Raw genomic sequence first — 26,437 nt, 5'->3', positions numbered from 1 at the left:
TTTGCCTGGCTAACATGCCATGCTTTATTCACAAGTTAACAAGCCATCCTCTTTATACTCAAAGGTTACCGTTTTTTGCTGTTGTTCAAAACCTTCAAAACATATATCAATTGTTTCCATGTTTTTATTGTGTGTTTGGGTAATACTTATAAAGGCTATGCCAGTACCGACAATAATTGCACCAATTGAACCTGCTAAAATTCTTTGCTTCCATTTACTCATCTATTTTCACTCCTAAATAATACATTTGTTCAGGCATCTTATTCCCTTTTATTAAAAAAAACTATTATACTACTAATATCTATTGCCATTATCTATTGCCATTTACAAGGAGTAATGTATGAAAAAAATTGGAATTCCCTTAGGCATTGTTTTAATCATTTTACTATTCATTGGGATTATTTGTATAGCAATTGCCGCAGAGGTTGGAGTTTTATTGCTCGTCGGCATTGAATTTGAGCATTGGAAATACCTAGTCGGATTCATCATTTTATACGGTATCATTGAGTTTGCGCTTGTGATGCTGTCCGATGTCCTCATTGAATTAAAGTCAGAGCAGCTTCATCGTTTCCATCAATATTTTGCACATTTGCTTATATCCTTTACGCTTTTAATGACGATTTCAATATTAATGGAATCTATTTATCTTCCTATGTACGGTGGCATAATCTTTGCAATTACAACTGCTACCCTCTATTTACTGTTTGATTCCAGCTCAAAAAAAGAGCGGATACAAAGCTGAATTTTATAGGTTGTATGCTATACTTATTTCTATAATCGAAATATAAGGGGGCACTCTTTAATGAGTCACTTACAAACTTTAGATGCTTATTTCACAGAGCATCGCGAACGTCATTTAGCAGAGTTAAACGAATTTTTACGCATTCCAAGTATTTCTGCTTTATCTGAACATAAAGACGATATGACAAATGCAGCAAACTGGTTGGCAGACCACTTAAAATCTTTAAACATCGAAAATGTATTAGTTGATGAAACAGCCGGTCACCCTGTTGTATATGGAGAGTGGTTGCATGCAGAAGGCAAACCGACTATTCTGTTTTACGGTCACTACGATGTACAACCAGTAGATCCGCTTCACTTATGGGAGACACCTCCTTTCGAGCCGGCAATCCGTGATAATAAGCTTTTTGCACGTGGTTCTTCAGATGATAAAGGACAGGTGTTTATGCACTTAAAAATGATTGAAGCGTTATTTGCAACAGAAGGCACATTGCCAGTCAATGTAAAATTCATCTATGAAGGTGAAGAAGAAATCGGTAGTCCGTCCCTTCCGCAATATACGGAAGACAACAAGGCAAAATTAGCAGCAGATTTAATCGTCATTTCCGATACAGGTCTTTATGCTAAAGGGAAACCGGCAGTATGCTACGGCTTACGTGGGTTAACGGGGGTTCAAATAGATGTGCGCGGAGCAAAAGGCGACTTGCATTCAGGTCTATATGGTGGCGGCGTTCAAAACGCTATTCACGCATTGACTGAAATTCTGGCTTCATTCCGTGATGAGCATGGAACAATTCAAGTAGATGGTTTCTATGATAAAGTGTTGCCATTAACTGATGAAGAGCGTCAGGCATATCGTGACCTGAACTTTGACGAAAGTGCTTTAAAAGAAGAAGTAGGTGTGCAGGAGCTATTCGGTGAAGTAGGCTATACTTATTTAGAACAAACATGGGCACGTCCTACATTGGAAATCAATGGCGTGTTCGGTGGTTTCTCCGGTGAAGGGATTAAAACAGTCTTACCTGCTGAGGCTGGCGCAAAAATTACTTGCCGCTTAGTACCAGATCAGGACCCTGAAGAAATTGTAGCATTATTAAAAGCACATATCGAAAAGCATAAGCCTGTTGGTGTAGAAGTTACGATTTCTGAATTCGATAAAGGAAAGCCTTACATTACACCATTTGATCACCCAGTGATCCAAGCAGCTGGCCGTTCTTATGAAAAAGTATACAACGTACCGACAGCCTATACACGTGGTGGTGGCTCGATTCCAATCGTTGCAGCATTCGATGAAATTTTGGAATTGCCGGTTGTGTTAATGGGCTTCGGTCTTTCAAGTGAAAATTTCCATGCACCGAATGAGCACTTCCATTTGGAAAACTTCGACCAAGGTTTACGCGTACTTGGTGATTACATGTTTGAAATTGCTAACATTAAACTATAATAACGATTGCACTAAAAAACTCCGATGCACACTACTGCACCGGAGTTTTTTGTTTCCGTACGAGACCATATAAAAATAGGGGGTTTTATATGCTGTCGAAGTCGTATACGAGAAAATTTGAGTAAAATAGCATATTAGATTAGAGTGCAAATTAACTTCCAAGCAATTCGCCTCGCTTGTTGATTTCATCATAGCATTTCCATTTTCCGAAAAAAATAGGCCCAATGCGTTTGACATATAATCATCACAACTTCTGTTCACAATTTCTTAACAAGCAATAACCCTTAACAAAAAAGCGCACCAAAAGTCGAAACTTCCGGTACGCTTTTTCTATTTAAAGTACATTTAAAATCATGCCGACCGATGCATAAATGAAAACTGTTCCAAAAACAGCCATCATATGGAATAGCGAGTAGCCGAACATAATATTAGCCCACTTTTTCTCTTCTTGTTTCTTTGATGCCGTAATACTCATACATAGCCAAATGACACTTAGAACAAGCGAAACAATGGTTAACCCTAAGCTAAGCGGGTAAAACAGAAAGCTTGATAAACATAACAACACTAAATAGATATTCGACTGAATATAAGTGCGTCGCTCTCCTTTTGCTACAGGCAACATTGGGATATTCGCAGCGGCATAATCTTCTTTTTTACGAATGGCGATAGCATAAAAATGTGGCATTTGCCAAATCACCATAATTAAGAAAAGAGCCCATGCAGCTGGGTGCCAAATATCCGGAGCTACAGCTGCCCACCCAATTAACGGTGGCATGGCTCCTGAAATACTTCCTACTTCTGTGTTCCAAATGGTACGGCGTTTCGTCCACATTGTATATGGCACAACATAGAAAAATACACCTAAGAATCCTAATAAAGCCGCTAATGGTGAAGCTAAATACAGCGCCACACACCCTAGTATCAATAAAATCGTCGCAACAATCAGTACTACCTTTGCTGATAGCTCTCCAGTAACTGTTGGACGTGTTTTTGTTCGGGGCATAATTTGATCAATGTCTCGGTCATATACGTTATTGTACGCACCTGCTGCGGCAATGACTGCTGCAGAACCAAGAATTGCAAAAATAATAGCTGGAATATGTTCAATAAAATTTAATTCATATGTGTATAGGGCAAGCATTAATGCCGCGATCATCGGAATTAAGTTTGATTTAATAATGCCAGTCTTCACAGCTTGCGCCCACAATTGGCGATTCGATTGCGTTTGCATATTTCCTAATCCTACTTCCTAATTAATCACTTTCTCTAGTATACCCCAAATGGGTCATAAAGGGTTAATATCCAGGCTTTTTTTCTCATTTCTTCATAGAATATTCTGAGATAATGTAGACACAATTACATTGCCAATTAACTCAATTCCTTTTCCCTCTCGCGATAAATCCATTTAATCAGCGGCAATATACAGAGGAAAATAAAGAGCAAACGAAAGAGTTGGAATACTGTTACGACTGAAATATCTGCTTTTACAGCTGCAGCAAGCAAGCCCATTTGGTCAAGTCCTCCAGGTGCTGTACTTAAAAAACTCGTTGCGAAGCTTAAGTTTAAAAATTCAGCAATAAGCAGACTAGTGCCATAGGTAAGTACAATCATCGCAATAGTACTCAATACTCCCCCGGCCAGAACTTTTGCAGGTAAACGCAAAGTTGATGGTTTTAACAATAAGCCGATATATGTACCAATCAATAGCTGTGCTATATGAAGAACATCACTCGGCATTGTCGGTGTATCAATACTAAATAACTTCAAAGCAATCACAACGATAATCGGAGTCAAAAAATGGGCAACAGGCAGCTTTAATCTTTTACCAACTGGCACAAGTGCAGCAGACAAAATAATAAGCAGCACTACTTGCCAAACATCTATAGTAAGCGGAATCGAAGCCCCTCCTACGACATTGCCGGATACTAAAAATGGGATAAGCAGTACAACGCCCAATACACGCACTATATGAAAATAAGTGACCGCTGTTAAATTAACATCCCCTTCTTCTTCCGCAAACAATACGAGTTGCGACAATCCTCCAGGAACATTTGCAGCTACTGCTGTTTTAAAAGTAAGTCCTGTCGTACGAGAAATCCCCCATGCAATCCCTAAACAAAATAAAAACAGCAAAACATTCACAATAACCATGAACAACATTAACGACTTAAAATCGGAAAACAAAGCGAAATCAAACTGCTGACCAATAGCGACTCCAACGATAATGAGCCCCGTATTTCGTAAAGTGGCCGGCCAGCGAAGACGGTCTTTTATAAAAAATTGTGCAATCAGTACCGAAAAAATAGGACCGATCAGCCAGGGAATGGGTAAAGAGAGGGCTGAAAATAAAAGTGCACCGATTAGTGCAATGATAAACGCAAGAAACATAACGCCCCTCCACTTTCATTAGTAGTTTATTTTATTTTAGCTGAAACTATTTCGTAAAGCGAACAAGCAGGGTGTATTAACAGAAAATGTTAAAATTTATTTTTACAATAATTAGGTGTTCCACCCACCTTTTATGCTACAAAAAACAAAAAATAGGTATTTTAATAGTATTATTGATAAATTTTTTAAAAAGAATTTTTATCATTATAATTTTATATTTATACATTAATTTTTATTATTAAATCTTGTTATATAATAAACATAAATTATAATACTATAGAGTTAAATCAATACTCCACTCCATTAACAGATGCTATAATCCCTTCTGTATCAGTACATAACAATACGAACCTAAATTAAAGAAATATACATTTACATTTTATAAATATAGTTATGAAGTTCTTTCTGTAAGCCTTTTCATTTGTAACTTCTCTTTCACAGATGCATAATCAAATTATAAAGTTAATAAACTTTAAATTGAGTGATAGAGGTGTAGTTAAATGATCTATGCAAATCCTAATACTGCTGGTGCAGTAGTTAACTTTAAAGAAAAATATGAGAACTTTATCGGTGGCGAATGGGTAGCTCCTGTTAAAGGACAATACCTAGATGTAAAATCACCTGTAACTGGTAAAGTATTTACTTCAGTTGCACGTTCAACTGAAGAAGATATTGAATTAGCATTAGACGCAGCACATGCAGCTAAAGGTGCCTGGGCACAAACTTCTGTTGCATACCGCGCGAATATTTTAAATAAAATCGCAGATCGCATTGAAGAAAATTTAGAAAAAATCGCTGTTGCTGAAACTTGGGACAACGGTAAAGCAGTGCGTGAAACATTAAACGCTGATATTCCTTTAGTAGTGGATCATTTCCGTTACTTTGCTGGTGCAATTCGTGCACAACAAGGCGGAATTTCTGAAATCGATAACGATACAGTAGCATACCACTTCCACGAGCCAATCGGTGTTGTAGGTCAAATTATTCCTTGGAACTTCCCATTATTAATGGCTTCTTGGAAAATCGCTCCTGCATTAGCGGCTGGTAACGTAATCGTAATGAAGCCTGCTGAACAAACACCAGCTTCAATCATGGTATTAATCGAATTAATCCAAGATTTATTACCAAAAGGTGTATTCAACGTTGTAAATGGTTTAGGTATTGAAGTTGGTAAACCACTTGCTACGAACCCACGCATCAACAAAGTGGCGTTCACTGGTTCTACTGGTGTTGGTCGCTTAATTATGCAATACGCTACAGAGAATATTATCCCTGTAACATTAGAGCTTGGCGGTAAATCACCAAACGTCTTCTTCCCAGACGTAATGGATCATGACGATGAGTATTTGGATAAAGCTATCGAAGGTTTAGTAATGTTCGCATTAAACTCAGGCGAAATTTGTACTTGTCCTTCACGTGCATTAGTTCACGAATCTATCTATGACAAATTCATGGAACGTGTACTAGAACGCGTTAAAGCAATCAAAATCGGTAACCCGTTAGATACAGAAGTAATGATGGGTGCTCAAGCTTCAAATGAACAATTACAAAAAATCTTATCTTACATCGAAATCGGTAAAGAAGAAGGCGCAGAGCTACTTATCGGTGGCTACCAAAACCAATTAGATGCTGACCAAGAAGGCGGCTACTATGTGGCACCAACAGTATTCAAAGGTCACAACAAAATGCGTATCTTCCAAGAAGAGATCTTTGGTCCAGTTCTTTCTGTAACAACTTTCTCTACTTTCGAAGAAGCTATGGAAATCGCTAACGACACTGAATTCGGTCTAGGTGCTGGTGTATGGTCACGTAACATGGATACAGCTTACCGCGCTGTTCGTGGTATCCAAGCAGGTCGTGTTTGGACAAACACTTACCACCAATACCCTGCACACGCTGCATTCGGCGGATATAAAAAATCAGGTATCGGTCGCGAAAACCACTTAATGATGTTAGACCACTACCAACAAACAAAATGTATGTTAGTAAGCTACAACAAAAACGCTCAAGGTTTCTTCTAAGCCGAAGCGGACTATTAGAGGATGCGCTTTTATAGTGCATCCTCTTTTTTATAGGAGGGTGCTTTATGGAAAAGTTAGTTGCGACTGAAAAAGCGGTTGAGGTTATTGAGCTGTTGAAGACAAAGCATGGGAAGTTAGTTTTTGAACAGTCTTCCGGATGCTGTGATGGCACGGTGCCGATGTGTTTCCAAGCGAACGGTCATTATATTAGCAGTCAGCTTGTATTCATCGGGGAAATTGCAGGTGTTCCCTATTACATCGATAAGCAGCAGGCGGAGTATTTAAAGCATATGCAAATTGTTGTTGATGTAATGGAAGGACGCGGTGCTTCGTTTTCATTGGAAAGCGCGGAAGGCTTTGCTTTTTTAATGAAGTCAAAGGTAATGAAATAATTGTAAAACGCCACCCAGTAACTTATATAAAGCTTCTGAATGGCGTTTTTTTATTAGGATAAAACTGGGGGATAAATTGGGATAGACAATGTCACCAATGTCACACTTAATAATAATAACGATAATTTAATGTTTTTCTTCATAGTCTTCGTCTCCTTTATTGTTAAATGAATTGGATTGCTTTTTCAAACTTCTTTTCCTGTCGATAGTACTCACCCAATAAATAAGAAAACTGCTGATGGATTACTTTAAATTCTTCATTATTTGCCGTAAACGGAATTAACCTCCCTTCTAAAAAACCCATTGCTTTCTTTTCTTCTCCTTTGAGCAAATATAAATAAAAAGAAGCAAATAAATTAAAACTTAGTTTTTTCATATTTTTTGCTTCTTCCTTTAAAATAGTAAAGGTTTTCAGGCTCTCTTCCCCTAGATTGAGGCGATATTGTGTAAAACCTAAATTGTATAAACAAAATAAATAGTTATCGCTGTTCTTTTCCATTAAAGAAGCACTTTTTTCAAAGTAGACTAATGCACTTTCATATTCTCCTCTAATTTGATACAAATCTCCTAAATTATGATAGATAGCAGGCAGTAGCTGCTGTTGCTGCAAAAGTTCTACATTCCTCAATAGATGTTCATAGATTTCGATTGCTTCATGAAATACTTTTCCTTGAGAATAATAAAGCGCCAACGACATTGATGTATAAATAATTCTTTTAAAATTAAACTGGTCCTTATAAAATTGAAGGGCTTTTCTCCCGTAAATAATCGCCTGGCTTGTCTCTTCTAGCCGTCCTTTTATTAAAGAGAAATGGTAATAAAACTCCCCTTCCAGTGACCCTAGTTCCGGATGTATGTAAAGAATTTGAGTAAGTTCTACAGCTGCTTCAGCATACTTCCCTCTTGTTATTAAAACTAATGCAAAATAGTAAGAATGTAAATATTTCTCATGTTGGGAAAAATTCTGACGGTGGGCATTTAGCCACTTTAACTGGTCTTCTGCCAATTTATATTCATTAATAAACACATAATAACGCAATTTATAAAGCTCATATAAAAAAATACATTCAGTAAAACCGATAATTTCTTCGTATTTTTTTAATTTTTCCATTATTTCTATCGCTTTTTCATTCTCTAAGTAGTTTATATGTTTTTGTAAATCATTCAGTAATATAATAATATTCTGCTCGCTGATTTCTACATCATGTATATTAATATTCAACCGTTCCAGCAACAGACGAATTGTCTCGCTATTCGCTTCCTTATTGTTATTCTCAATTTTGCTTAAATGGGGAATTGAGCAAATCCCTGCTGCCACCTCATTTTGTGTCATTCCCAGCTTTGTACGATAGTACTTAATTAATGATCCTACTTTCATACAAATAAACGCCCCTTTCAAATAGCTAGGTATTTTATCCAGTATACTTAAATTTTTCCCAATAATCAAAAAAATGAAAATATGATAGATTCAAATAGTAATCTTATCACTCATATTTGAAAAGGGGTCAGGAAAAAATGAAAAAATTTAAAAGTACATTATTAGGTCTTTTGATGGCGGGAGCTTTAGTAAGTCCCGTACAGGCGACAACACTGAATACCGAAGATAGCTCGGCAAATAACGTCGGTCAGGAAAAATTCCGCGTATATGTTGAAGCCAATAACCAATCGGCAAAAGCATCAGCAAAAGCACAGTATTCCGTTCGCTGGGAGTTAACAGACAACGGCTTTTCTACTGAAATGAATGAAAAACAGTTCGAAGCATTACAAAAGAACAAAAATTTCACAGTTACAAAAGTTCCTGTCGTTACATTAGATACAATTAATCTGGAAAAGGATTATACATTAGAAAATAAAGAGCCGGATGCGTCGATTTATGCTAGAGCTTCCCAGCAAGTACCGTGGGGAATTAAAGCAATTTACAACAATAACTCGTTAACATCAACATCTGGCGGTAGTGGTATTAATATCGCCGTACTGGATACGGGTGTTAATACTTCTCACCGGGATCTAGCAAACAATGTGGAGCAATGTAAAGACTTTACGACTGCGACATCACTTGTGAACAATAGCTGTACTGACAGAAACGGGCATGGCACACACGTTGCCGGTTCAGCATTAGCTAATGGAGGAAGCGATAGAGGCGGTGTTTACGGTGTTGCACCAGATGCCGATCTTTGGGCTTACAAAGTATTAACAGATAGCGGTTCTGGATATTCGGATGATATTGCTGCAGCAATCCGACACGCAGCAGATCAAGCAACTTCTACTCGTACTAAAACAATCATTAATATGTCACTGGGTTCTTCAGCCAATAACAGCCTTATCTCAAGTGCTGTCAACTATGCATACAGTAAAGGTGTTTTAGTTATTGCTGCAGCCGGTAATTCAGGCTATGCGCAAGGGTCAATTGGTTATCCAGGAGCATTACCGAATGCAGTTGCAGTTGCTGCTCTGGAAAATGTACAACAAAATGGAACGTACCGTGTAGCTGACTACTCATCTCGCGGATATGCCTCAACAGCAGGTGATTATGTAATCCAGCAAGGAGATATTGAAATTTCAGCTCCAGGTTCGGCAATATATTCTACATGGCATAATGGCGGTTATAACACAATTAGCGGCACATCAATGGCTTCTCCTCATGTATCAGGTTTAGCAGCAAAAATTTGGGCTCAAAACCCGTCATGGTCTCATACGCAACTGCGCTCTAACCTACAAACAAGAGCAAAGGCTGTAGACATTAAAGGTGGTCACGGTGCCTCTACAGGCGATGACTACGCTTCAGGATTCGGTTTCGCCCGCGTTCAGTAATTAATAGAAATATAAATTAAGTTTATTAACAATAGTAGCCAAACCGAGACCACAGTTTTGGTTTGGCTGCTATTTTTTATCGTTTTAAATGAAACTATTTGATATAACATGGCGAATGTACGACGTACTTGATTACTTTACATAAAAAAACACCAATTTTCACATCTAGGAAGATGTAAAATTAGTGTTTCAAAAATTAATAACTCTAAGTAATATTCTTTATTTTTTCTAAGTATAGAGTGAATCTTTGGCAAGTCGATATTTACTGTAGAAACCTTAGAATACATCGATACCTATTAACCATACATCTAATGCTGTAACTAATGACATTAAAATTTCCATCTTAATCCCCCCTTTCCCTTAAAAATATTACTATATTTTGAAAAAAAGTAGTAATATTATTCGTATACGAATAGGAGGTAGTTTATGTTTTTATCAAATGCAGTCCGTGATGTACGTTTATTAAAAGGAATGACTCAACGGGACGTTAGCGAGGGAATTATTTCTCAAGGTACATATTCAAAGTTTGAAAAAGGAACTGCAGATATCCCTACCCAAGCATTAATAGGTATCTTGAATAATCTTAATATCGATTTGGAGGAAGTACTCTTTATCGCAAACGGCTATAGCTATACAGAAGAAGAAAAACTGTACCGTGAGTTTTTTAGATTTTCTGTTACAAATACTAATTCATTGGAAGAGTTCATTGATAAGTGTGAAAAATATTTGGAAGTAAGGAACGAATCAACAATTGCTTTCCTTCATCAAATTTCGAAATTTTTATTAGAAGCTTTTCGAAATGAGGATATATATTTCAACAAATCTCAGGCGCTTCACTTTTTAGATTTCTTTTCTAACAAAGAACAACTATTTATAAAGGACTTATATATAATAAACGCTATTTTCTTCCTTTTCCCGGTAGAAGTAGCCCATTTAACAATTGAATATGTCGAGAAATCCCTTAAAAAGTATAAAGATTTCCAATCAATTAACCGTATAGAAGTTAACTTCAGACTGAATTATAGCTTAATGTTAATAAAGGATAAATTAGAAGATAAAGCTTTGCAGCAACTTGATCTACTTATACCTAAAGTAAAAAGTTTTAAAATGCATTATCAAATGGCTATCGTCTATATACGCAAAGGAATTTGCCTATATAATTTAAATCAAAAAGAAGAAGGTGCCGACTATATCCAGCGGGGGTTATTAATATTGGAAACTATCGAAGAACATGAATTATATAGTCACATGCAAAAGGAAATTAACAAGTATCGATTAAGTAACTCGTAAATTTCCTAGGTTAACTTCTTCCAAATAAAAAAGCGTACCGATTCTTTAAATGAACCGGTGCGCTTTATTTAATGACAGATGCCCTTAATTGGCCACCCTTTTACCTGTTTACTATTATAATTCACAAGCCCAACCATCTTTATCCCCGTCTCTTGCTGCTGCATAAGCAGGGTGAGATGAGCTGACACCAGAAGGGTAATATTTACGCATTTCTGTACAGTTTTTAAATGAAGTCGGTGCTCCCGGAATAACGTAAATACCTGAGCTTACATCACCTATTGGTTTCGTAGGCGTTGTTGGTGTTGGTGTTGTTATCGGTACAATGAATTCTTTTGCATTAATCGAATACGTTTGACCATTTGTTGTAGCAACAATTGTACCTGCCTCAGCTGTTGCATAAGCTTTTGTACCGATTGTTTTAATATTTGCCACCACTTCTTTATGTGGATGACCATAGCTGTTGTCTTTTGCGTAGCTTAAAACAATCGCTTCAGGCTTAACCTTTTTCAAGAATGACAGTGAGCTACTTGTACTTGATCCGTGATGACCCGCTTTTAATACCGTTACCGACACATTATATGCCTTTGAGATTTGTGCCTCTACTTCAGTGTCAGCATCACCCATTAATAAAAATGATACATTTTTATACGTAAGCTTCAATACAATGGATGCATCGTTTGTGTTACTTGTCTTTGCATCAACTGCTAAAACTTGTGTTTTTACTTCACTATCTAAATTAATTGTTTCCCCAACAGTTGGTTCTTTATAGCGGATATTTTTACTTAAAACAGTTTCCAGTAATTTCTCATACGTCACTGTTGTATGAGATTTACCACTGTTGATAAACTCCCCTACCTCAAACGCTTGAATAACTGCATTTAACCCGCCGATATGATCTGCATCAGGATGAGTTGCGACAATGTAATCGAGCTTCTTCACATTTTGTGCTTTTAAGTACGAAACAACTGTATTGCCATAATCCTTTGTCCCGGCATCTATAAGCATTGTTTTACCATTTGGCGCCTGAATGAATATCGAGTCCCCTTGTCCTACATCTAAAAAGTGGACTTTCATTTTTTTCGATGAGTTTAGGTTTTCCTGATATTTCACTGCTCGTGCTAGAAAGGCAGAAATATGTGCGCGCGTTAAATTATTGGCTGGTTTAAACGTACCATCCTCATAACCGGTTGTAATTTTTGCTGCTGCTAATTGGCTCACGGCTTCATATGCAGTATGCCCTTTTTTCACGTCTTTGAAAGTTTTCGTACCGTTAGGCAGATCGAATGCACGTGCAATAAACGCCGCCATATGTCCACGCGTTACTTTTGTCGTCGGCTTAAACGTACCATCTGTATAGCCGTTGATAATCCCTGCTTCCACAGCAGATTGAATATAGCCACTATTGGCATGTGTTTTGGGTATATCTTTGAACTTCGTGGCACGTTTTGTACCATCCAGTCCGACAGCCTTTGCTACCATGACTGCTACTTCCTCACGCGTCACAATATCCTTCACACCATACGCTTTTTTGTCTGCAGAAATAATACCTTTATTTAATAAATAAGCTATATCATTATAGTTACTATGCTTTGGCGGTACATCAGTAAAGACCTGTTCCGCCTGTGCAGTGGTTGCTGGTAAAGACATTGATATTATAAGAATCAATGTTAGTAATGCACTAAATATTTTATTCATTTTTTAACCTCCTGCTATTAATTATAGGTTTTTTAGAATAGAAAGGAAGTTATTTTCAAATAATATATAAGGTTATTTAATACCACTTGTGGATATTTAACCCTTACTTTATAGAATGCTTCCAATATTGGAGGAGAAACATTATTGAGTCGCAACTTTAAGATGTTAAATGAATTTTTATTTTCTGATTATTGTTTATAGTATGGATTGGTAATAGGTATGTTATGTTTCAATAAAATTTTATTTTTTCATTTTTTATCTTTAATTTTGAACCAAAGCAATAGCATCGTATTCCTGACAAAAATAAAAAACATGCAGCCTATGCTACATGCTTTAAAATGACCCGTACGGGATTCGAACCCGTGTTACCGCCGTGAAAGGGCGGTGTCTTAACCACTTGACCAACGGGCCTATTTGGCTCCGAAGGCAGGACTCGAACCTGCGACCTGCCGGTTAACAGCCGGATGCTCTACCAACTGAGCTACTTCGGAATAATGAATTATTTGGTGGGCCTAAATGGACTCGAACCATCGACCTCACGCTTATCAGGCGTGCGCTCTAACCAGCTGAGCTATAGGCCCTTATTAAAAAACTGGAGCGGGTGATCGGAATCGAACCGACAACATCAGCTTGGAAGGCTGAGGTTTTACCACTAAACTACACCCGCATAAATGGTGGGTTTGGACGGAATCGAACCGCCGACACTTAGAGCTTCAATCTAATGCTCTACCAACTGAGCTACAAACCCACAAATGGCGGTCCCGACCGGGATCGAACCGGCGATCTCCTGCGTGACAGGCAGGCATGTTAACCGCTACACCACGGGACCATTTGGTTGCGGGGACAGGACTTGAACCTGTGACCTTCGGGTTATGAGCCCGACGAGCTACCACTGCTCCACCCCGCGACAATATTATTTCTTCTCTTGCTTAAATATGTATTAATACCATATAGATAAAATGGAGGAGGTAGAGGGATTCGAACCCCCGCGCGGTGTTACCCGCCTGTCGGTTTTCAAGACCGATCCCTTCAGCCGGACTTGGGTATACCTCCAAAATAATTAGATGAATCTATAAATCCATAAGATGGCTACCGAGGGAGTCGAACCCACGACCTTTCGGGTATGAACCGAATGCTCTAGCCAGCTGAGCTAGGTAGCCATAAGTATTATTTTATCTTAATTTTAATGTGGTTATTTATTGCTGATATTCTCAAGCAAGCTACATTAATATATATGGCGCGCCCGGCAGGAGTCGAACCCACAACCTTCTGATCCGTAGTCAGACGCTCTATCCAATTGAGCTACGGGCGCTTATTATTAAAAATGGTGCCGAGGGCCGGAATCGAACCGGCACGGTGATCACTCACCGCAGGATTTTAAGTCCTGTGCGTCTGCCAGTTCCGCCACCCCGGCATTTATAATATAGAAGTAATAACTACTTCAGTAATAAGCTATACATAGGATATTTTTATTCTGACAGTATATAGTTTATAAAAAACTGGTGAGCCATGAAGGACTCGAACCTTCGACCCTCTGATTAAAAGTCAGATGCTCTACCAACTGAGCTAATGGCTCTTGCATAAAATGGTGGAGGATGACGGGTTCGAACCGCCGACCCCCTGCTTGTAAGGCAGGTGCTCTCCCAGCTGAGCTAATCCTCCAAAAAAAATAAGCGAAGCGATGTCCTACTCTCGCAGGGGGAAGCCCCCAACTACCATCGGCGCTAAAGAGCTTAACTTCCGTGTTCGGTATGGGAACGGGTGTGACCTCTTTGCCATCATCACTTCACTATTGAAAGAATTTCATTCTTTCAAAACTGGATAAACGGTTCATTGAATTTGTGCAATAAAATGTGGTTAAGTCCTCGACCGATTAGTATTCGTCAGCTACATGCGTCACCGCACTTCCACCTCGAACCTATCTACCTGATCGTCTTTCAGGGGTCTTACTTACTTGCGTAATGGGAAATCTCATCTTGAGGGGGGCTTCATGCTTAGATGCTTTCAGCACTTATCCCGTCCACACATAGCTACCCAGCGATGCCTTTGGCAAGACAACTGGTACACCAGCGGTGTGTCCATCCCGGTCCTCTCGTACTAAGGACAGCTCCTCTCAAATTTCCTACGCCCACGACGGATAGGGACCGAACTGTCTCACGACGTTCTGAACCCAGCTCGCGTACCGCTTTAATGGGCGAACAGCCCAACCCTTGGGACCGACTACAGCCCCAGGATGCGATGAGCCGACATCGAGGTGCCAAACCTCCCCGTCGATGTGGACTCTTGGGGGAGATAAGCCTGTTATCCCCGGGGTAGCTTTTATCCGTTGAGCGATGGCCCTTCCATGCGGAACCACCGGATCACTAAGCCCGTCTTTCGACCCTGCTCGACTTGTAGGTCTCGCAGTCAAGCTCCCTTATGCCTTTACACTCTTCGAATGATTTCCAACCATTCTGAGGGAACCTTTGGGCGCCTCCGTTACTCTTTAGGAGGCGACCGCCCCAGTCAAACTGTCCGCCTGACACTGTCTCCTACCCCGCTAAGGGGCATGGGTTAGAAGTTCAATACAACCAGGGTAGTATCCCACCGACGCCTCCTCCGAAGCTGGCGCTCCGGGATCTCTGGCTCCTACCTATCCTGTACAAGTTGTACCAAAATTCAATATCAGGCTACAGTAAAGCTCCACGGGGTCTTTCCGTCCTGTCGCGGGTAACCTGCATCTTCACAGGTACTATAATTTCACCGAGTCTCTCGTTGAGACAGTGCCCAGATCGTTACGCCTTTCGTGCGGGTCGGAACTTACCCGACAAGGAATTTCGCTACCTTAGGACCGTTATAGTTACGGCCGCCGTTTACTGGGGCTTCAATTCACAGCTTCGCTTGCGCTAACCGCTCCTCTTAACCTTCCAGCACCGGGCAGGCGTCAGCCCCTATACGTCACCTTACGGTTTTGCAGAGACCTGTGTTTTTGCTAAACAGTCGCCTGGGCCTATTCACTGCGGCTTCTCTAGGCTATGCACCCAAAGAAGCACCCCTTCTCCCGAAGTTACGGGGTCATTTTGCCGAGTTCCTTAACGAGAGTTCTCTCGCACACCTTAGGATTCTCTCCTCGACTACCTGTGTCGGTTTGCGGTACGGGCACCTCTCACCTCGATAGAGGCTTTTCTTGGCAGTGTGAAATCAGGAACTTCGCTCATAAGAGCTCGTCATCACAGCTCAACGTTAAAGTATGCGGATTTGCCTACATACACGCCTTACTGCTTGAACACGCGCAACCAACGGCGTGCTTACCCTATCCTACTGCGTCCCCCCATTTCTCAAACGGTGAGGAGGTGGTACAGGAATATCAACCTGTTGTCCATCGCCTACGCCTATCGGCCTCGGCTTAGGTCCCGACTAACCCTGAGCGGACGAGCCTTCCTCAGGAAACCTTAGTCATACGGTGCATGGGATTCTCACCCATGTTTCGCTACTCATACCGGCATTCTCACTTCTAATCGCTCCACCAGTCCTTCCGGTCTGACTTCAACGCTATTAGAACGCTCTCCTACCACGCATACTCAAAGTATGCATCCACAGCTTCGGTGAATCGTTTAGCCCCGATACATTTTCGGCGCAGCGTCACTCGACCAGTGAGCTATTACGCACTCTTTAAATGATGGCTGCTTCTAAGCCAACATCCTGGTTGTCTAAGCAACGCCACATCCTTTTCCACTTAACGATTACTTGGGGACCTTAGCTGGTGGTCTGGGCTGTTTCCCTCTTGACTACGGATCTTATCACTCGCAGTCTGACTCCCGTGTATAAATATCCGGCATTCGGAGTTTGTCTGAATTCGGTAAAGCGAGATGCCCCCCTAGTCCAAACAGTGCTCTACCTCCGGTATTCTCAATCACGAGGCTAGCCCTAAAGCTATTTCGGAGAGAACCAGCTATCTCCAGGTTCGATTGGAATTTCTCCGCTACCCACACCTCATCCCCGCACTTTTCAACGTGCGTGGGTTCGGGCCTCCAGTGAGTGTTACCTCACCTTCACCCTGGACATGGGTAGATCACCTGGTTTCGGGTCTACGACCACGTACTAATTCGCCCTATTCAGACTCGCTTTCGCTGCGGCTCCGTCTTCTCAACTTAACCTCGCACGTAATCGTAACTCGCCGGTTCATTCTACAAAAGGCACGCTATCACCCATTAACGGGCTCTAACTACTTGTAGGCACACGGTTTCAGGATCTATTTCACTCCCCTTCCGGGGTGCTTTTCACCTTTCCCTCACGGTACTGGTTCACTATCGGTCACTAGGTAGTATTTAGCCTTGGGAGATGGTCCTCCCGGATTCCGACGGAATTTCACGTGTTCCGCCGTACTCAGGATACACTCTGGAGGGAATGAACTTTTGACTACAGGGCTTTTACCTTGTTTCGCGGACCTTTCCAAGTCGCTTCGTCTAACTCATTCTTTTGTAACTCCGTATAGAGTGTCCTACAACCCCAAAGAGCAAGCTCTTTGGTTTGGGCTCTTCCCGTTTCGCTCGCCGCTACTCAGGGAATCGAATTTTCTTTCTGTTCCTGCAGGTACTTAGATGTTTCAGTTCCCTGCGTCTGTCCTCATCACGCTATGTATTCACGTGTAGATACTATCCGATTAAAGATAGTGGGTTCCCCCATTCGGAAATCCCCGGATCAAAGCTTACTTACAGCTCCCCGAGGCATATCGGTGTTAGTGCCGTCCTTCATCGACTCCTAGTGCCAAGGCATCCACCGTGCGCCCTTATTAACTTAACCAAAAGTTAACACTTGGATAAAATCCAAGATTTAAGTTTACACGTCAATTGCTTGACTTGTTACATTTCTATAAAATAGAAATTTGTTTTATTGCTTTCAATGTCGTTTTATCCAGTTTTCAAAGAACGAATATGCTTCCTGTCTTACTTCTTCGCATATTTGCGACGAGTAACCGCAGGAGCAAGTGTTTTGAAGTATTTCATTCAATTAAGAATGAACCTTCAAAACTGAACAGCAAACGTTAATGTTTCATTCTCCATGAGAATGATTCCGAAATAATCCTTAGAAAGGAGGTGATCCAGCCGCACCTTCCGATACGGCTACCTTGTTACGACTTCACCCCAATCATCTATCCCACCTTCGGCGGCTGGCTCCATAAAGGTTACCTCACCGACTTCGGGTGTTACAAACTCTCGTGGTGTGACGGGCGGTGTGTACAAGGCCCGGGAACGTATTCACCGCGGCATGCTGATCCGCGATTACTAGCGATTCCGGCTTCATGTAGGCGAGTTGCAGCCTACAATCCGAACTGAGAACGATTTTATCGGATTAGCTCCCCCTCGCGGGTTGGCAACCGTTTGTATCGTCCATTGTAGCACGTGTGTAGCCCAGGTCATAAGGGGCATGATGATTTGACGTCATCCCCACCTTCCTCCGGTTTATCACCGGCAGTCTCCTTAGAGTGCCCAACTGAATGATGGCAACTAAGAATAAGGGTTGCGCTCGTTGCGGGACTTAACCCAACATCTCACGACACGAGCTGACGACAACCATGCACCACCTGTCACCGTTGCCCCCGAAGGGGAAACTATGTCTCCATAGTGGTCACCGGGATGTCAAGACCTGGTAAGGTTCTTCGCGTTGCTTCGAATTAAACCACATGCTCCACCGCTTGTGCGGGCCCCCGTCAATTCCTTTGAGTTTCAGTCTTGCGACCGTACTCCCCAGGCGGAGTGCTTAATGCGTTAGCTGCAGCACTGAGGGGCGGAAACCCCCCAACACTTAGCACTCATCGTTTACGGCGTGGACTACCAGGGTATCTAATCCTGTTTGCTCCCCACGCTTTCGCGCCTCAGTGTCAGTTACAGACCAGACAGTCGCCTTCGCCACTGGTGTTCCTCCAAATCTCTACGCATTTCACCGCTACACTTGGAATTCCACTATCCTCTTCTGCACTCAAGTTCCCCAGTTTCCAATGACCCTCCCCGGTTGAGCCGGGGGCTTTCACATCAGACTTAAGGAACCACCTGCGCGCGCTTTACGCCCAATAATTCCGGACAACGCTTGCCACCTACGTATTACCGCGGCTGCTGGCACGTAGTTAGCCGTGGCTTTCTAACAAGGTACCGTCAAGGTAGCGCCAGTTACTACGCTACTTGTTCTTCCCTTGCAACAGAGTTTTACGAACCGAAATCCTTCTTCACTCACGCGGCGTTGCTCCATCAGACTTTCGTCCATTGTGGAAGATTCCCTACTGCTGCCTCCCGTAGGAGTCTGGGCCGTGTCTCAGTCCCAGTGTGGCCGATCACCCTCTCAGGTCGGCTACGCATCGTTGCCTTGGTGAGCCGTTACCTCACCAACTAGCTAATGCGCCGCGGGTCCATCTTATAGTGACAGCCGAAACCGTCTTTCAACTTTCAAACATGTGTTTAAAAGTGTTATTCGGTATTAGCCCCGGTTTCCCGGAGTTATCCCAATCTATAAGGTAGGTTACCCACGTGTTACTCACCCGTCCGCCGCTAAATCAGAGAGAAGCAAGCTTCTCTCATCATCCGCTCGACTTGCATGTATTAGGCACGCCGCCAGCGTTCGTCCTGAGCCAGGATCAAACTCTCCATAAAAGTAGTTTGAAAGCTCATTTGCTTTGCTAGCGATTCAACTTAATTAAAAGTTAAAATCTATTGTTTGCTTCATTTAAGAAGCTTGTTTCATTAACGTTGCTTGTTCAGTTTTCAAGGTTCATTTTGTCCGTTTGTCGCGTTTTCTCTCGGCGACTTGTATAACTATACACGCCATTTAAATAAACGTCAACACTTTTTAAAATGTTTTTTTCTCTTTTTTTATTCTTTCTTTTCTCTTCTTATTATATACACGTAAAAAATAAATTTTCAAATACCGTTACTTACCCCCTAAAGTGAGGGAAATCCACTTGGTAACTTAGCTGTTATCAGAAATTCAAACACATTATTCAGAAGTGAGATGTCTCTTCTATACCTTTTCAATAATTAATAGGATTGCTGTTGGAGTTGTTACATCCGTAACTGGATTGAGAGAGGCAATGAAACTGGCATTACCAATCATACAATTTCTCTATTCTCCTTAAAAACCTGTAAGACTATCTATTGGTGTATCCTGCCCGTTTACTTTCACGTTTATCGTGTCAAACTCTGCATCACCACGATTGAGTTTATATACATACATTTTCAACTCGTTATTTTTTTGACCCGTGCTATCCAGTTTTATGTTTAATATGTTATCAACTACTTCAAGGTCCGGGGTAACATTATCAGTAGATTGAAAAATAATATAGCTGGCATTCTTATCGATATTATTAATCCATTGAAGCTGATAGTCGGGGTTTATAATTTCCTGTACTTTATTAGGAATGTTTTGAATTTCAGTAATACTCATTTTCGATGAATTACAAGCTGTTAATATAAATGTAAATAACAATAAACATAATAATTTTTTCATTTCAATTCTCCCCCCTCTTTAATTAGTTTTATCTTCAAACCCTCTAGTACATCATTAATGGCTCTAATCTTGCTGTTTTTGTAAATTTGCAAACCCAATTAAATACCATATATATACAAAAGTATATACTATAGGGCAAGTGAACAGTTATTTAAAACCTTATTAACCTCTACTAAACACTCACAAGCTATAATTAGGTTATTAATTAAGAATGGAATGATTAATTTTGAAAAAACAAGTACATGTCGTTGGAGCTATTATCGAAAACGATAAACAGGAAATTTACTGTGCACAACGTAGCCCTCAAATGTCATTACCAAACTATTGGGAGTTTCCAGGTGGAAAGATTGAGAAAGATGAAACACCACAGCAAGCATTAAAACGCGAGATTTTAGAAGAATTTACTTGTGAAATTGTTGTAGGCGATAAAGTTGAAGATACAACTTATGATTATGGTACGTTTATCGTTCGTCTTGAAACCTATATGGCTAAAATTGTGAATGGAACACCTGTTGCTTTAGAGCATTCAGATACGAAGTGGGTAAAGCGTGCATCACTCAATGAACTAGATTTTGCACCAGCAGATATTCCAACCGTTGAAAAGTTATTAAAATAATTATTTAAAGGTGTGCTTTTATGGAGCAGTTAGTTAAAAACTTGAAGCTTCTTTTCAACCTAAGAGAAACTCACGTAGTGACAGAGACTGGTAGAAATGAGATTATGCCAGATGGGAGCCCGTAGTAACAATGAATATCGTATTAGATACTCCAGTCCAATACGATATTTATCATTATTTAGTAGAGGAATAAAATAAAGCAAGGTGTTATCCAAAATGTACTTTGGAATAGCGCCTTGCCTTTGCTATAAACTATTCTTCTCCCCTAAAAATCTCCCGCTTATGCCATTTAAAATACGGCTTGTTCTCCTCTACTCGTGCTACTCGCATTTTTTCATGAATGTCGTATTTTCCATAGTCGATTCGGTCAATTTCTGAGGAGATATGGATTTTCCCGGTGCCATCAAATGCGATATAGCCATTGTCATATAAAGCATCATGATTGCGGCACAGCAAAATTCCATTGTATGGATCTAGTCGTTCCTCATTTGTTGCGTCTTTCCATGGCTTCGAATAGCTTGCATGTAATAATTCAGGTAAAGAGATACCACATAAAGCACAATGATTGTCCCATAATGGCAATAATTGCTTTCTGAATTTTTCTTGGCCTTTGCGGATTTTCACTTTTGCTTTTGCTTCTGTTTCGATGAGAACCGGTGCCAATGTTTTGCGTTCCTTTTGCGCAATCAAGCCAATTGCAAATTCCAGTTGCTCTACATTTTCTTCATAGATATTCGCATCACTCATGAGCTCAAGTAATTTAATTGCCAGCATTTCATTGCATGGATATAAAAAGCCTTGATTCCCATCACCATTTTCCTGAAACGGGGAATATTTAACTGGTAATAACGGTTGGATTTCATCAAAATTCAATTTAATATTAATGGGAGAGGTTAACTCTTCGTATTCAGCAGAAAAAAGATGGCCGACTGCTCCATTATCCTCTAATGGATTAATCCCCTCATAACAATCTTCCTGAGCGGTACTGATGGCAACAATTTCCCCTTTGACACAGTGAAAAATCGCATCTCCCTTTTTCACTTCTTTCATCCGCTCCCAAGAATGCGGTGTTTGACCACTACTATCCAAAATCGAGCACCATACGACTTGTTTTTCCTTTGCCTCATCGTATGTACGGCCTTGCATTACAATATAAAAATTCATTCGTACACCTTCAATTCTTTTCCTATAAGTGTATCATTTCTAATTTCCTATTATAAATAACTTGCCTAAAAACATTTTCTTTGTAAATCATTATTTCGCCTCTCGAAAAATTCCCAAGAAATGTTATAATCCATTTAACCAAAAATATTACAACAAGTTACACTCGGTTTAGGTTGTGTACAGAAAGGACTTGAAATGCTAGCAAGATTTTTCACATACTACAAGCCTCACAAACGATTATTCATTATTGATTTCTCCTGTGCAGTGTTTGTAGCTATTTTGGAATTACTGTTTCCGTTGGCGGTGAAATGGTTTATTGATGACCTGCTCCCGACTAATGATTGGGGTATGATCACTAAAATCAGTGCCCTTTTATTACTGACTTATATATTAAGTACAGTGATGAACTATATCGTAAACTATTTGGGACATAAGCTTGGGGTCAATATCGAAACCGATATGCGCCAGCAGCTATTCAACCATGTACAGCGTCAGCCGTATACGTTTTTCGATAATATGAAGACTGGTCATTTAATGAGTCGGATTACAAATGACTTGTTTGATATTGGCGAATTTGCGCATCACGGTCCGGAAGATTTATTCATTGCCATGATGACATTCATCGGGGCATTTACGATTATGTTCAATATTAATGCAACGCTTGCGACGATTATTTTATTTTTCGTACCACTTTTAATAGCCGTAATGTATTGGAGCAATAAGCGCATGAAAAAGGGCTGGAGCGTTATGTACAGTGAAATTGCAAACGTCAATGGCAGGGTGGAAGACAGCTTCTCAGGTATTCGAGTTGTGAAATCATTTACAAATGAAGAATTCGAAACAACACGCTTTAAAGATCAAAACGGCTTGTTCCGTAAAGCGAAAATCTATGCCTACAAAGTAATGGCAGGTACACATTCAAGCATTTACTTTTTAACGCGTCTACTGACATTGCTAGTGCTTGTTGTTGGTGCTTGGCTTTCATTTAATGACAACCTTTCAGCCGGTGAGTTTGCGAGCTTCATTTTATTCACGAATGTTCTAATTAAGCCGATCGACAAAATCAGTGCCTTACTGGAAATGTATCCAAAAGGAATGGCCGGCTTTAAACGTTTCTGTGATTTGCTGGACCAGGAGCCGACAATTGTTGATAGTCCAAACGCAATTGCTATTGAACATTTAGACGGGAATATCGAATTTAAAAATGTAAGCTTTAAGTATGCGGACAGTAAGCAAGTTTTAAACGACCTATCCTTTAAAGTGGAAGCTGGCAAAACGGTTGCGTTCGTAGGGCCATCTGGTTCAGGGAAAACGACGATAAGTGCGCTTATTCCCCGTTTTTATGATATTACGGATGGGGCAATTACAATCGATGGCTACGATATTCGTGATTTGACGCAACAATCACTTCGCAGGCAAATCGGAACTGTTCAACAAGATGTGTTTTTATTTACAGGAACTATTAGGGAAAATGTAGAATATGGTAAACTAGGTGCGAGCTTTGAAGAAATTAAAGCGGCCGTTGAACAGGCAAATTTACTGGAGTTCATCGAAAACTTACCAGATGGCTTTAATACAGAGATTGGTGAACGTGGTTTGAAATTATCAGGTGGACAAAAACAACGTCTTGCCATAGCGCGTATGTTCTTGAAAAACCCGCCGATTTTAATTTTAGATGAGGCGACGTCTGCGCTTGATACAGCCACAGAGCGTATTATCCAACAATCATTAAATGATTTAGCGAAAAACCGTACAACATTAATTATTGCTCACCGTTTAGCTACGATCCGTGATGCAGATTATATTTTCGTTGTAACACCAAATGGCATTGAAGAACAAGGTACGTATGAAGAACTTGTCGCAAAAGGCGGCATTTTCGCAGGGCTTCATCATGCTTAGAAATTTTCAGGTGAATGATTTAGGTCATTCACCTTTTTAAAAAAATTAGAAAGGTAGGTATCCTTATGAGCATTCCGATTATTGATTTACACTGTGATGCATTGTTACGCATGCAAAAGAACGGATATAAATTTCTTAATTCCCCTAAGCTTGATGTGAATTATGAAAAATTAGTTGAAGGTCATGTGATAGCACAAGCGTTTGCTATTTATGTTGATTCTGAGCTTTCGCTTGTAGAAAAACGTGCAACTGCGATCAAGCAAATTGAGTGCTTTCGTAATGAGGTATTACGCGAAGGTGTAGTACATATTAAAAAATGGGCAGATTTCGAAACACTTCAACCTGGACAAATCGGGGCATTTTTAACAATTGAAGGTGTCGATTTTTTCGGTGGGGACCTTAAAATTTGGCATCCATTTCATCAGCTTGGCGTATTATCAATTGGACTCACTTGGAACTACCCTAACGAAGCAGCAGATGGAGCACATAGCCAATATGGGCGTGGAGTAACACCGTTTGGTAAAGAAATTATTAAACTTAACAATCAGCATAAGATTTTCACTGACGTTTCTCATCTGAATGAACAAAGCTTTTGGGATGTTATAGAGCAGGCGGACTATGTCATTGCCACGCATTCGAATGCGAAAACTGTATGTGATCATGTTCGCAATTTAAACGACGCCCAAATACGGGCGATGATTGAAAAAAATGCGCCCATTCATATCGTGTTATATCCTGAATTTATAAACGGAACAAATCGTGCGAGTATGGGGGACGTAATTCGTCACATCGATTATATTTGCTCGCTTGGTGGAAAAGAATTAATTGGTTTAGGCTCAGATTTTGATGGAATCGATTATAAAGTTGAAGGACTTGAACATGCAGGGATTTATCAAAACTTTATTAATGAACTTCTCAAATATTATAGTGAAGAGCAAGTACGAGGCTTTGCTTATGCCAATTTTATAAATCATTTACCTAAATAGTTTTTAACCCTACTTCCATGTAGGGTTATTTTTTTTGACGTGCTATACTTAGGAAAGTCTAGTGAAAGGACGGATTTAATGAACGGCAAAAATCGTAGCGATGTATACCCTGGTCTGGAAGTTGATATCGTATTAAAAAAGGACCAACGTACAGGGACGACAACACGGGGCGTAGTAAAGGATTTATTGACGAACTCTAGCTCACATCCACACGGCATAAAAGTCCGCTTAACAGATGGACAAATCGGCCGTGTATGTCAAACATATCCGAAGTGAAAATTAAAACAAAAAACTCCCCCTCCTACATTTTAGGTGGGGGAATTTTTTATACTTTATTTTTGAGTATCCAATGTATCCCAGAAACTGATATCTGCAGTTTCAATTGAACGATCTGCTATTGCTCGAACCGCAGAATCAAGTGTTGTAATCGTTTGTTTGATTAAATAACCATTACTTTTTTGACCAATAACTGCCGACTCATTGAAATGATCGGACATTCCGCGCATTTCAAAAAGGAGTGTAGCAATATCATATTGAACCGCGGCACCATTTCTGCCGATATTCTCACCATTGCCGCCATTATATTTCGCTAAATGTCCCCATCCAGTAGAATCCACAGCATTAAATACAACAGCTCCTAATTTTTTCGATTTCTCTAATACTTCCGGCTTTACTTTATCATTTGTAGGATAAAGCATAGATCCTGATACTAATTTTCCGTCTCGTCTTGCTTGAGTACCTTGATGATGCAGGTCAATCATGTAGTCAATATCATACTTTTGTAAAACATTTTTATGTAGAGCCTGTGTTTCTGGGTGCACTTTATCAACATGATCACGATTTAAATCTGCCCCTACAGCATTGTATCGTGTTAAATTACGTCCACCATCAGCGATATAGTCATCAAGAGAAAAATCGACATCTCCCATTGCACCATCTGCATTTAACATAGGCACAATAAGAATATTGACCTTATCAAGAACACCTTTTGTTTTACCTGTTCCCAGATGTTTGATATATTCCAATGCACCTTCAGTAGTTAAATGTTCATTACCATGCTGTTGCGTTAAAAATAATATAGTCGGGTTATTTGGATTCTTAATATATTTTGCCATGTAAATATCTCGATCTTTTACAGTTTGACCAATCACTTCAAGCTGCATAGCATCTTGTTTCGCTTCTTGCTTTTTAAGATAATTAACCATTTCATCGTAAGTATATAGAATAGAAGTTTGAATCGATTCATTTCCACCATAGTTTGGTCCCTCACCTACAGCATAGGTAGTTAATGCAGCTGGTGTAACAGCTCCTAGTGCCAAAATTCCAGTTAAAGATAGCGCAAATACTTTCTTTTTCATAAGACCCCTCCACTCAAAAAAGTTCTGAATTAATAAAATAATCCGTACATTAAGAGTATCGATTAGTTCTTTAATCGTATATAGAGGAATTCTATCAATTTTCTTTAATAAAATTAGAGAATTTGTTACAATTTTCTATTTATAGGATATATTTAT

The 26,437-nt window shown here is 40.0% G+C and carries 18 protein-coding genes, 13 tRNA genes and 3 rRNA genes; 10 read left to right on the top strand and 24 right to left on the bottom strand.

The window, feature by feature from the left end; genetic code table 11:
- Positions 1-24 precede the first annotated feature (24 nt).
- The gene (locus NYE67_RS02110) at positions 25-222 is read right to left on the bottom strand and encodes a hypothetical protein (RefSeq protein ID WP_340726833.1); all 198 of its coding nucleotides are present in this window, start codon (positions 220-222) and stop codon (positions 25-27) included.
- 118 nt (positions 223-340) lie between these two features.
- Here NYE67_RS02110 and NYE67_RS02105 point away from each other — a divergent pair, with 118 nt between their 5' ends.
- Positions 341-742, top strand: a complete 402-nt coding sequence (locus NYE67_RS02105; RefSeq protein WP_340726832.1) for a histidine kinase — start codon at positions 341-343, stop codon at positions 740-742.
- A 60-nt stretch (positions 743-802) separates the two neighbouring features.
- A complete protein-coding gene (locus NYE67_RS02100; RefSeq protein WP_340726831.1) occupies positions 803-2,185 on the top strand; it encodes a dipeptidase in 1,383 nt (460 codons plus the stop codon).
- Positions 2,186-2,519: 334 nt separating this feature from the next.
- On the opposite strand, the gene cyoE is transcribed toward NYE67_RS02100, so the two are convergent.
- Positions 2,520-3,416, bottom strand: a complete 897-nt coding sequence (gene cyoE / locus NYE67_RS02095) for a heme o synthase (protein WP_340726830.1) — start codon at positions 3,414-3,416, stop codon at positions 2,520-2,522.
- Between the two features lie 137 nt (positions 3,417-3,553).
- Positions 3,554-4,573 (bottom strand): AbrB family transcriptional regulator, encoded by a 1,020-nt coding sequence (locus NYE67_RS02090; RefSeq protein ID WP_340726829.1) that lies wholly within the window; start codon positions 4,571-4,573, stop codon positions 3,554-3,556.
- Between the two features lie 500 nt (positions 4,574-5,073).
- Here NYE67_RS02090 and exaC point away from each other — a divergent pair, with 500 nt between their 5' ends.
- Together exaC and NYE67_RS02080 are read left to right on the top strand one after the other, a co-directional pair.
- A complete protein-coding gene (exaC, locus tag NYE67_RS02085) occupies positions 5,074-6,594 on the top strand; it encodes an acetaldehyde dehydrogenase ExaC (protein WP_191700691.1) in 1,521 nt (506 codons plus the stop codon).
- A 65-nt stretch (positions 6,595-6,659) separates the two neighbouring features.
- A complete protein-coding gene (locus NYE67_RS02080) occupies positions 6,660-6,986 on the top strand; it encodes a DUF779 domain-containing protein (protein ID WP_340726828.1) in 327 nt (108 codons plus the stop codon).
- Between the two features lie 163 nt (positions 6,987-7,149).
- On the opposite strand, the gene NYE67_RS02075 is transcribed toward NYE67_RS02080, so the two are convergent.
- The gene (locus NYE67_RS02075) at positions 7,150-8,364 is read right to left on the bottom strand and encodes a helix-turn-helix domain-containing protein (protein WP_340726827.1); all 1,215 of its coding nucleotides are present in this window, start codon (positions 8,362-8,364) and stop codon (positions 7,150-7,152) included.
- A gap of 137 nt (positions 8,365-8,501) precedes the next feature.
- Between NYE67_RS02075 and NYE67_RS02070 the strand changes: the two genes are divergently transcribed.
- Both NYE67_RS02070 and NYE67_RS02065 read left to right on the top strand, forming a co-directional pair.
- A complete protein-coding gene (locus tag NYE67_RS02070) occupies positions 8,502-9,797 on the top strand; it encodes a S8 family peptidase (RefSeq protein ID WP_340726826.1) in 1,296 nt (431 codons plus the stop codon).
- A gap of 426 nt (positions 9,798-10,223) precedes the next feature.
- On the top strand, positions 10,224-11,087 hold the full coding sequence (locus tag NYE67_RS02065) for a helix-turn-helix domain-containing protein (RefSeq protein ID WP_340726825.1): 864 nt from the start codon (positions 10,224-10,226) through the stop codon (positions 11,085-11,087).
- Positions 11,088-11,201: 114 nt separating this feature from the next.
- On the opposite strand, the gene NYE67_RS02060 is transcribed toward NYE67_RS02065, so the two are convergent.
- From NYE67_RS02060 to NYE67_RS01975, 18 genes are all read right to left on the bottom strand, one after another.
- Positions 11,202-12,782 carry an S-layer homology domain-containing protein gene (locus NYE67_RS02060; protein ID WP_340729003.1) on the bottom strand — a complete coding sequence of 527 codons (1,581 nt, stop codon included), beginning with the start codon at positions 12,780-12,782 and terminating at the stop codon, positions 11,202-11,204.
- Between the two features lie 339 nt (positions 12,783-13,121).
- Positions 13,122-13,193: transfer RNA gene (locus tag NYE67_RS02055), tRNA-Glu, on the bottom strand.
- Positions 13,194-13,197: 4 nt separating this feature from the next.
- Positions 13,198-13,273: transfer RNA gene (locus tag NYE67_RS02050), tRNA-Asn, on the bottom strand.
- A 13-nt stretch (positions 13,274-13,286) separates the two neighbouring features.
- Positions 13,287-13,363: transfer RNA gene (locus tag NYE67_RS02045), tRNA-Ile, on the bottom strand.
- Between the two features lie 12 nt (positions 13,364-13,375).
- Positions 13,376-13,449, bottom strand: a tRNA-Gly gene (locus NYE67_RS02040).
- Between the two features lie 5 nt (positions 13,450-13,454).
- Positions 13,455-13,530, bottom strand: a tRNA-Phe gene (locus tag NYE67_RS02035).
- Positions 13,531-13,535: 5 nt separating this feature from the next.
- Positions 13,536-13,611: transfer RNA gene (locus NYE67_RS02030), tRNA-Asp, on the bottom strand.
- A 3-nt stretch (positions 13,612-13,614) separates the two neighbouring features.
- Positions 13,615-13,689 (bottom strand) — tRNA-Met (locus NYE67_RS02025).
- A 53-nt stretch (positions 13,690-13,742) separates the two neighbouring features.
- Positions 13,743-13,835, bottom strand: a tRNA-Ser gene (locus NYE67_RS02020).
- A 33-nt stretch (positions 13,836-13,868) separates the two neighbouring features.
- Positions 13,869-13,942 (bottom strand) — tRNA-Met (locus NYE67_RS02015).
- 75 nt (positions 13,943-14,017) lie between these two features.
- Positions 14,018-14,094: transfer RNA gene (locus tag NYE67_RS02010), tRNA-Arg, on the bottom strand.
- Positions 14,095-14,107: 13 nt separating this feature from the next.
- Positions 14,108-14,196 (bottom strand) — tRNA-Leu (locus NYE67_RS02005).
- Between the two features lie 86 nt (positions 14,197-14,282).
- Positions 14,283-14,358: transfer RNA gene (locus NYE67_RS02000), tRNA-Lys, on the bottom strand.
- A 10-nt stretch (positions 14,359-14,368) separates the two neighbouring features.
- Positions 14,369-14,444: transfer RNA gene (locus NYE67_RS01995), tRNA-Val, on the bottom strand.
- An 11-nt stretch (positions 14,445-14,455) separates the two neighbouring features.
- A 5S ribosomal RNA gene (rrf, locus tag NYE67_RS01990) occupies positions 14,456-14,571 on the bottom strand.
- 64 nt (positions 14,572-14,635) lie between these two features.
- Positions 14,636-17,564 (bottom strand): 23S ribosomal RNA (locus NYE67_RS01985).
- A 286-nt stretch (positions 17,565-17,850) separates the two neighbouring features.
- Positions 17,851-19,405: ribosomal RNA gene (locus NYE67_RS01980) — 16S ribosomal RNA — on the bottom strand.
- The 16S, 23S and 5S rRNA genes sit together here with 13 tRNA genes alongside, the layout of an rRNA operon.
- Positions 19,406-19,883: 478 nt before the next feature.
- On the bottom strand, positions 19,884-20,258 hold the full coding sequence (locus tag NYE67_RS01975) for a membrane lipoprotein lipid attachment site-containing protein (protein WP_340726823.1): 375 nt from the start codon (positions 20,256-20,258) through the stop codon (positions 19,884-19,886).
- Between the two features lie 226 nt (positions 20,259-20,484).
- On the opposite strand from NYE67_RS01975, the gene NYE67_RS01970 reads away from it, so the two are divergent.
- Positions 20,485-20,874, top strand: a complete 390-nt coding sequence (locus NYE67_RS01970) for a (deoxy)nucleoside triphosphate pyrophosphohydrolase (protein WP_340726822.1) — start codon at positions 20,485-20,487, stop codon at positions 20,872-20,874.
- A gap of 252 nt (positions 20,875-21,126) precedes the next feature.
- Here NYE67_RS01970 and NYE67_RS01965 read toward each other — a convergent pair whose 3' ends face one another.
- Positions 21,127-22,038 (bottom strand): HNH endonuclease, encoded by a 912-nt coding sequence (locus tag NYE67_RS01965; RefSeq protein WP_340726821.1) that lies wholly within the window; start codon positions 22,036-22,038, stop codon positions 21,127-21,129.
- Between the two features lie 195 nt (positions 22,039-22,233).
- Here NYE67_RS01965 and NYE67_RS01960 point away from each other — a divergent pair, with 195 nt between their 5' ends.
- The 3 genes from NYE67_RS01960 to NYE67_RS01950 all read left to right on the top strand — a co-directional run bounded on the left by NYE67_RS01960 (position 22,234) and on the right by NYE67_RS01950 (position 25,199).
- Positions 22,234-23,937 (top strand): ABC transporter ATP-binding protein, encoded by a 1,704-nt coding sequence (locus NYE67_RS01960; protein WP_340726820.1) that lies wholly within the window; start codon positions 22,234-22,236, stop codon positions 23,935-23,937.
- Between the two features lie 65 nt (positions 23,938-24,002).
- Positions 24,003-24,923 carry a dipeptidase gene (locus NYE67_RS01955; RefSeq protein WP_340729002.1) on the top strand — a complete coding sequence of 307 codons (921 nt, stop codon included), beginning with the start codon at positions 24,003-24,005 and terminating at the stop codon, positions 24,921-24,923.
- Between the two features lie 78 nt (positions 24,924-25,001).
- Positions 25,002-25,199, top strand: a complete 198-nt coding sequence (locus tag NYE67_RS01950; protein ID WP_191701199.1) for a YwbE family protein — start codon at positions 25,002-25,004, stop codon at positions 25,197-25,199.
- Between the two features lie 56 nt (positions 25,200-25,255).
- Here the strand turns inward: NYE67_RS01950 and NYE67_RS01945 are convergent, their stop codons facing one another.
- Positions 25,256-26,281, bottom strand: coding sequence for a M14 family zinc carboxypeptidase (locus NYE67_RS01945; protein WP_340729001.1), 1,026 nt, complete (start codon positions 26,279-26,281; stop codon positions 25,256-25,258).
- Positions 26,282-26,437: the final 156 nt, after the last annotated feature.

Origin of the sequence: Solibacillus sp. FSL W8-0474, from assembly GCF_038004065.1 — a bacterium.
In the GTDB taxonomy this organism is placed as follows: Bacteria; Bacillota; Bacilli; order Bacillales_A; family Planococcaceae; genus Solibacillus; species Solibacillus faecavium.
Note: the sequence above shows the minus strand (reverse complement) of the source record. Positions and strands in the feature narration are given on the sequence as shown.

Bases quoted from the DNA above. Each gene is read 5' to 3' on its own strand.
- NYE67_RS02075 (WP_340726827.1), bottom strand. From the start codon at position 8,364: ATGAAAGTAGGATCATTAATTAAGTACTATCGTACAAAGCTGGGAATG.
- NYE67_RS02100 (WP_340726831.1), top strand. From the start codon at position 803: ATGAGTCACTTACAAACTTTAGATGCTTATTTCACAGAGCATCGCGAA.
- cyoE (WP_340726830.1), bottom strand. From the start codon at position 3,416: ATGCAAACGCAATCGAATCGCCAATTGTGGGCGCAAGCTGTGAAGACT.
- NYE67_RS02070 (WP_340726826.1), top strand. From the start codon at position 8,502: ATGAAAAAATTTAAAAGTACATTATTAGGTCTTTTGATGGCGGGAGCT.
- NYE67_RS01975 (WP_340726823.1), bottom strand. From the start codon at position 20,258: ATGAAAAAATTATTATGTTTATTGTTATTTACATTTATATTAACAGCT.
- NYE67_RS01960 (WP_340726820.1), top strand. From the start codon at position 22,234: ATGCTAGCAAGATTTTTCACATACTACAAGCCTCACAAACGATTATTC.
- NYE67_RS02110 (WP_340726833.1), bottom strand. From the start codon at position 222: ATGAGTAAATGGAAGCAAAGAATTTTAGCAGGTTCAATTGGTGCAATT.
- NYE67_RS01950 (WP_191701199.1), top strand. From the start codon at position 25,002: ATGAACGGCAAAAATCGTAGCGATGTATACCCTGGTCTGGAAGTTGAT.
- NYE67_RS02065 (WP_340726825.1), top strand. From the start codon at position 10,224: ATGTTTTTATCAAATGCAGTCCGTGATGTACGTTTATTAAAAGGAATG.
- NYE67_RS02060 (WP_340729003.1), bottom strand. From the start codon at position 12,782: ATGAATAAAATATTTAGTGCATTACTAACATTGATTCTTATAATATCA.
- NYE67_RS02105 (WP_340726832.1), top strand. From the start codon at position 341: ATGAAAAAAATTGGAATTCCCTTAGGCATTGTTTTAATCATTTTACTA.
- NYE67_RS01955 (WP_340729002.1), top strand. From the start codon at position 24,003: ATGAGCATTCCGATTATTGATTTACACTGTGATGCATTGTTACGCATG.
- NYE67_RS01965 (WP_340726821.1), bottom strand. From the start codon at position 22,038: ATGAATTTTTATATTGTAATGCAAGGCCGTACATACGATGAGGCAAAG.
- NYE67_RS02090 (WP_340726829.1), bottom strand. From the start codon at position 4,573: ATGTTTCTTGCGTTTATCATTGCACTAATCGGTGCACTTTTATTTTCA.
- exaC (WP_191700691.1), top strand. From the start codon at position 5,074: ATGATCTATGCAAATCCTAATACTGCTGGTGCAGTAGTTAACTTTAAA.
- NYE67_RS01945 (WP_340729001.1), bottom strand. From the start codon at position 26,281: ATGAAAAAGAAAGTATTTGCGCTATCTTTAACTGGAATTTTGGCACTA.
- NYE67_RS02080 (WP_340726828.1), top strand. From the start codon at position 6,660: ATGGAAAAGTTAGTTGCGACTGAAAAAGCGGTTGAGGTTATTGAGCTG.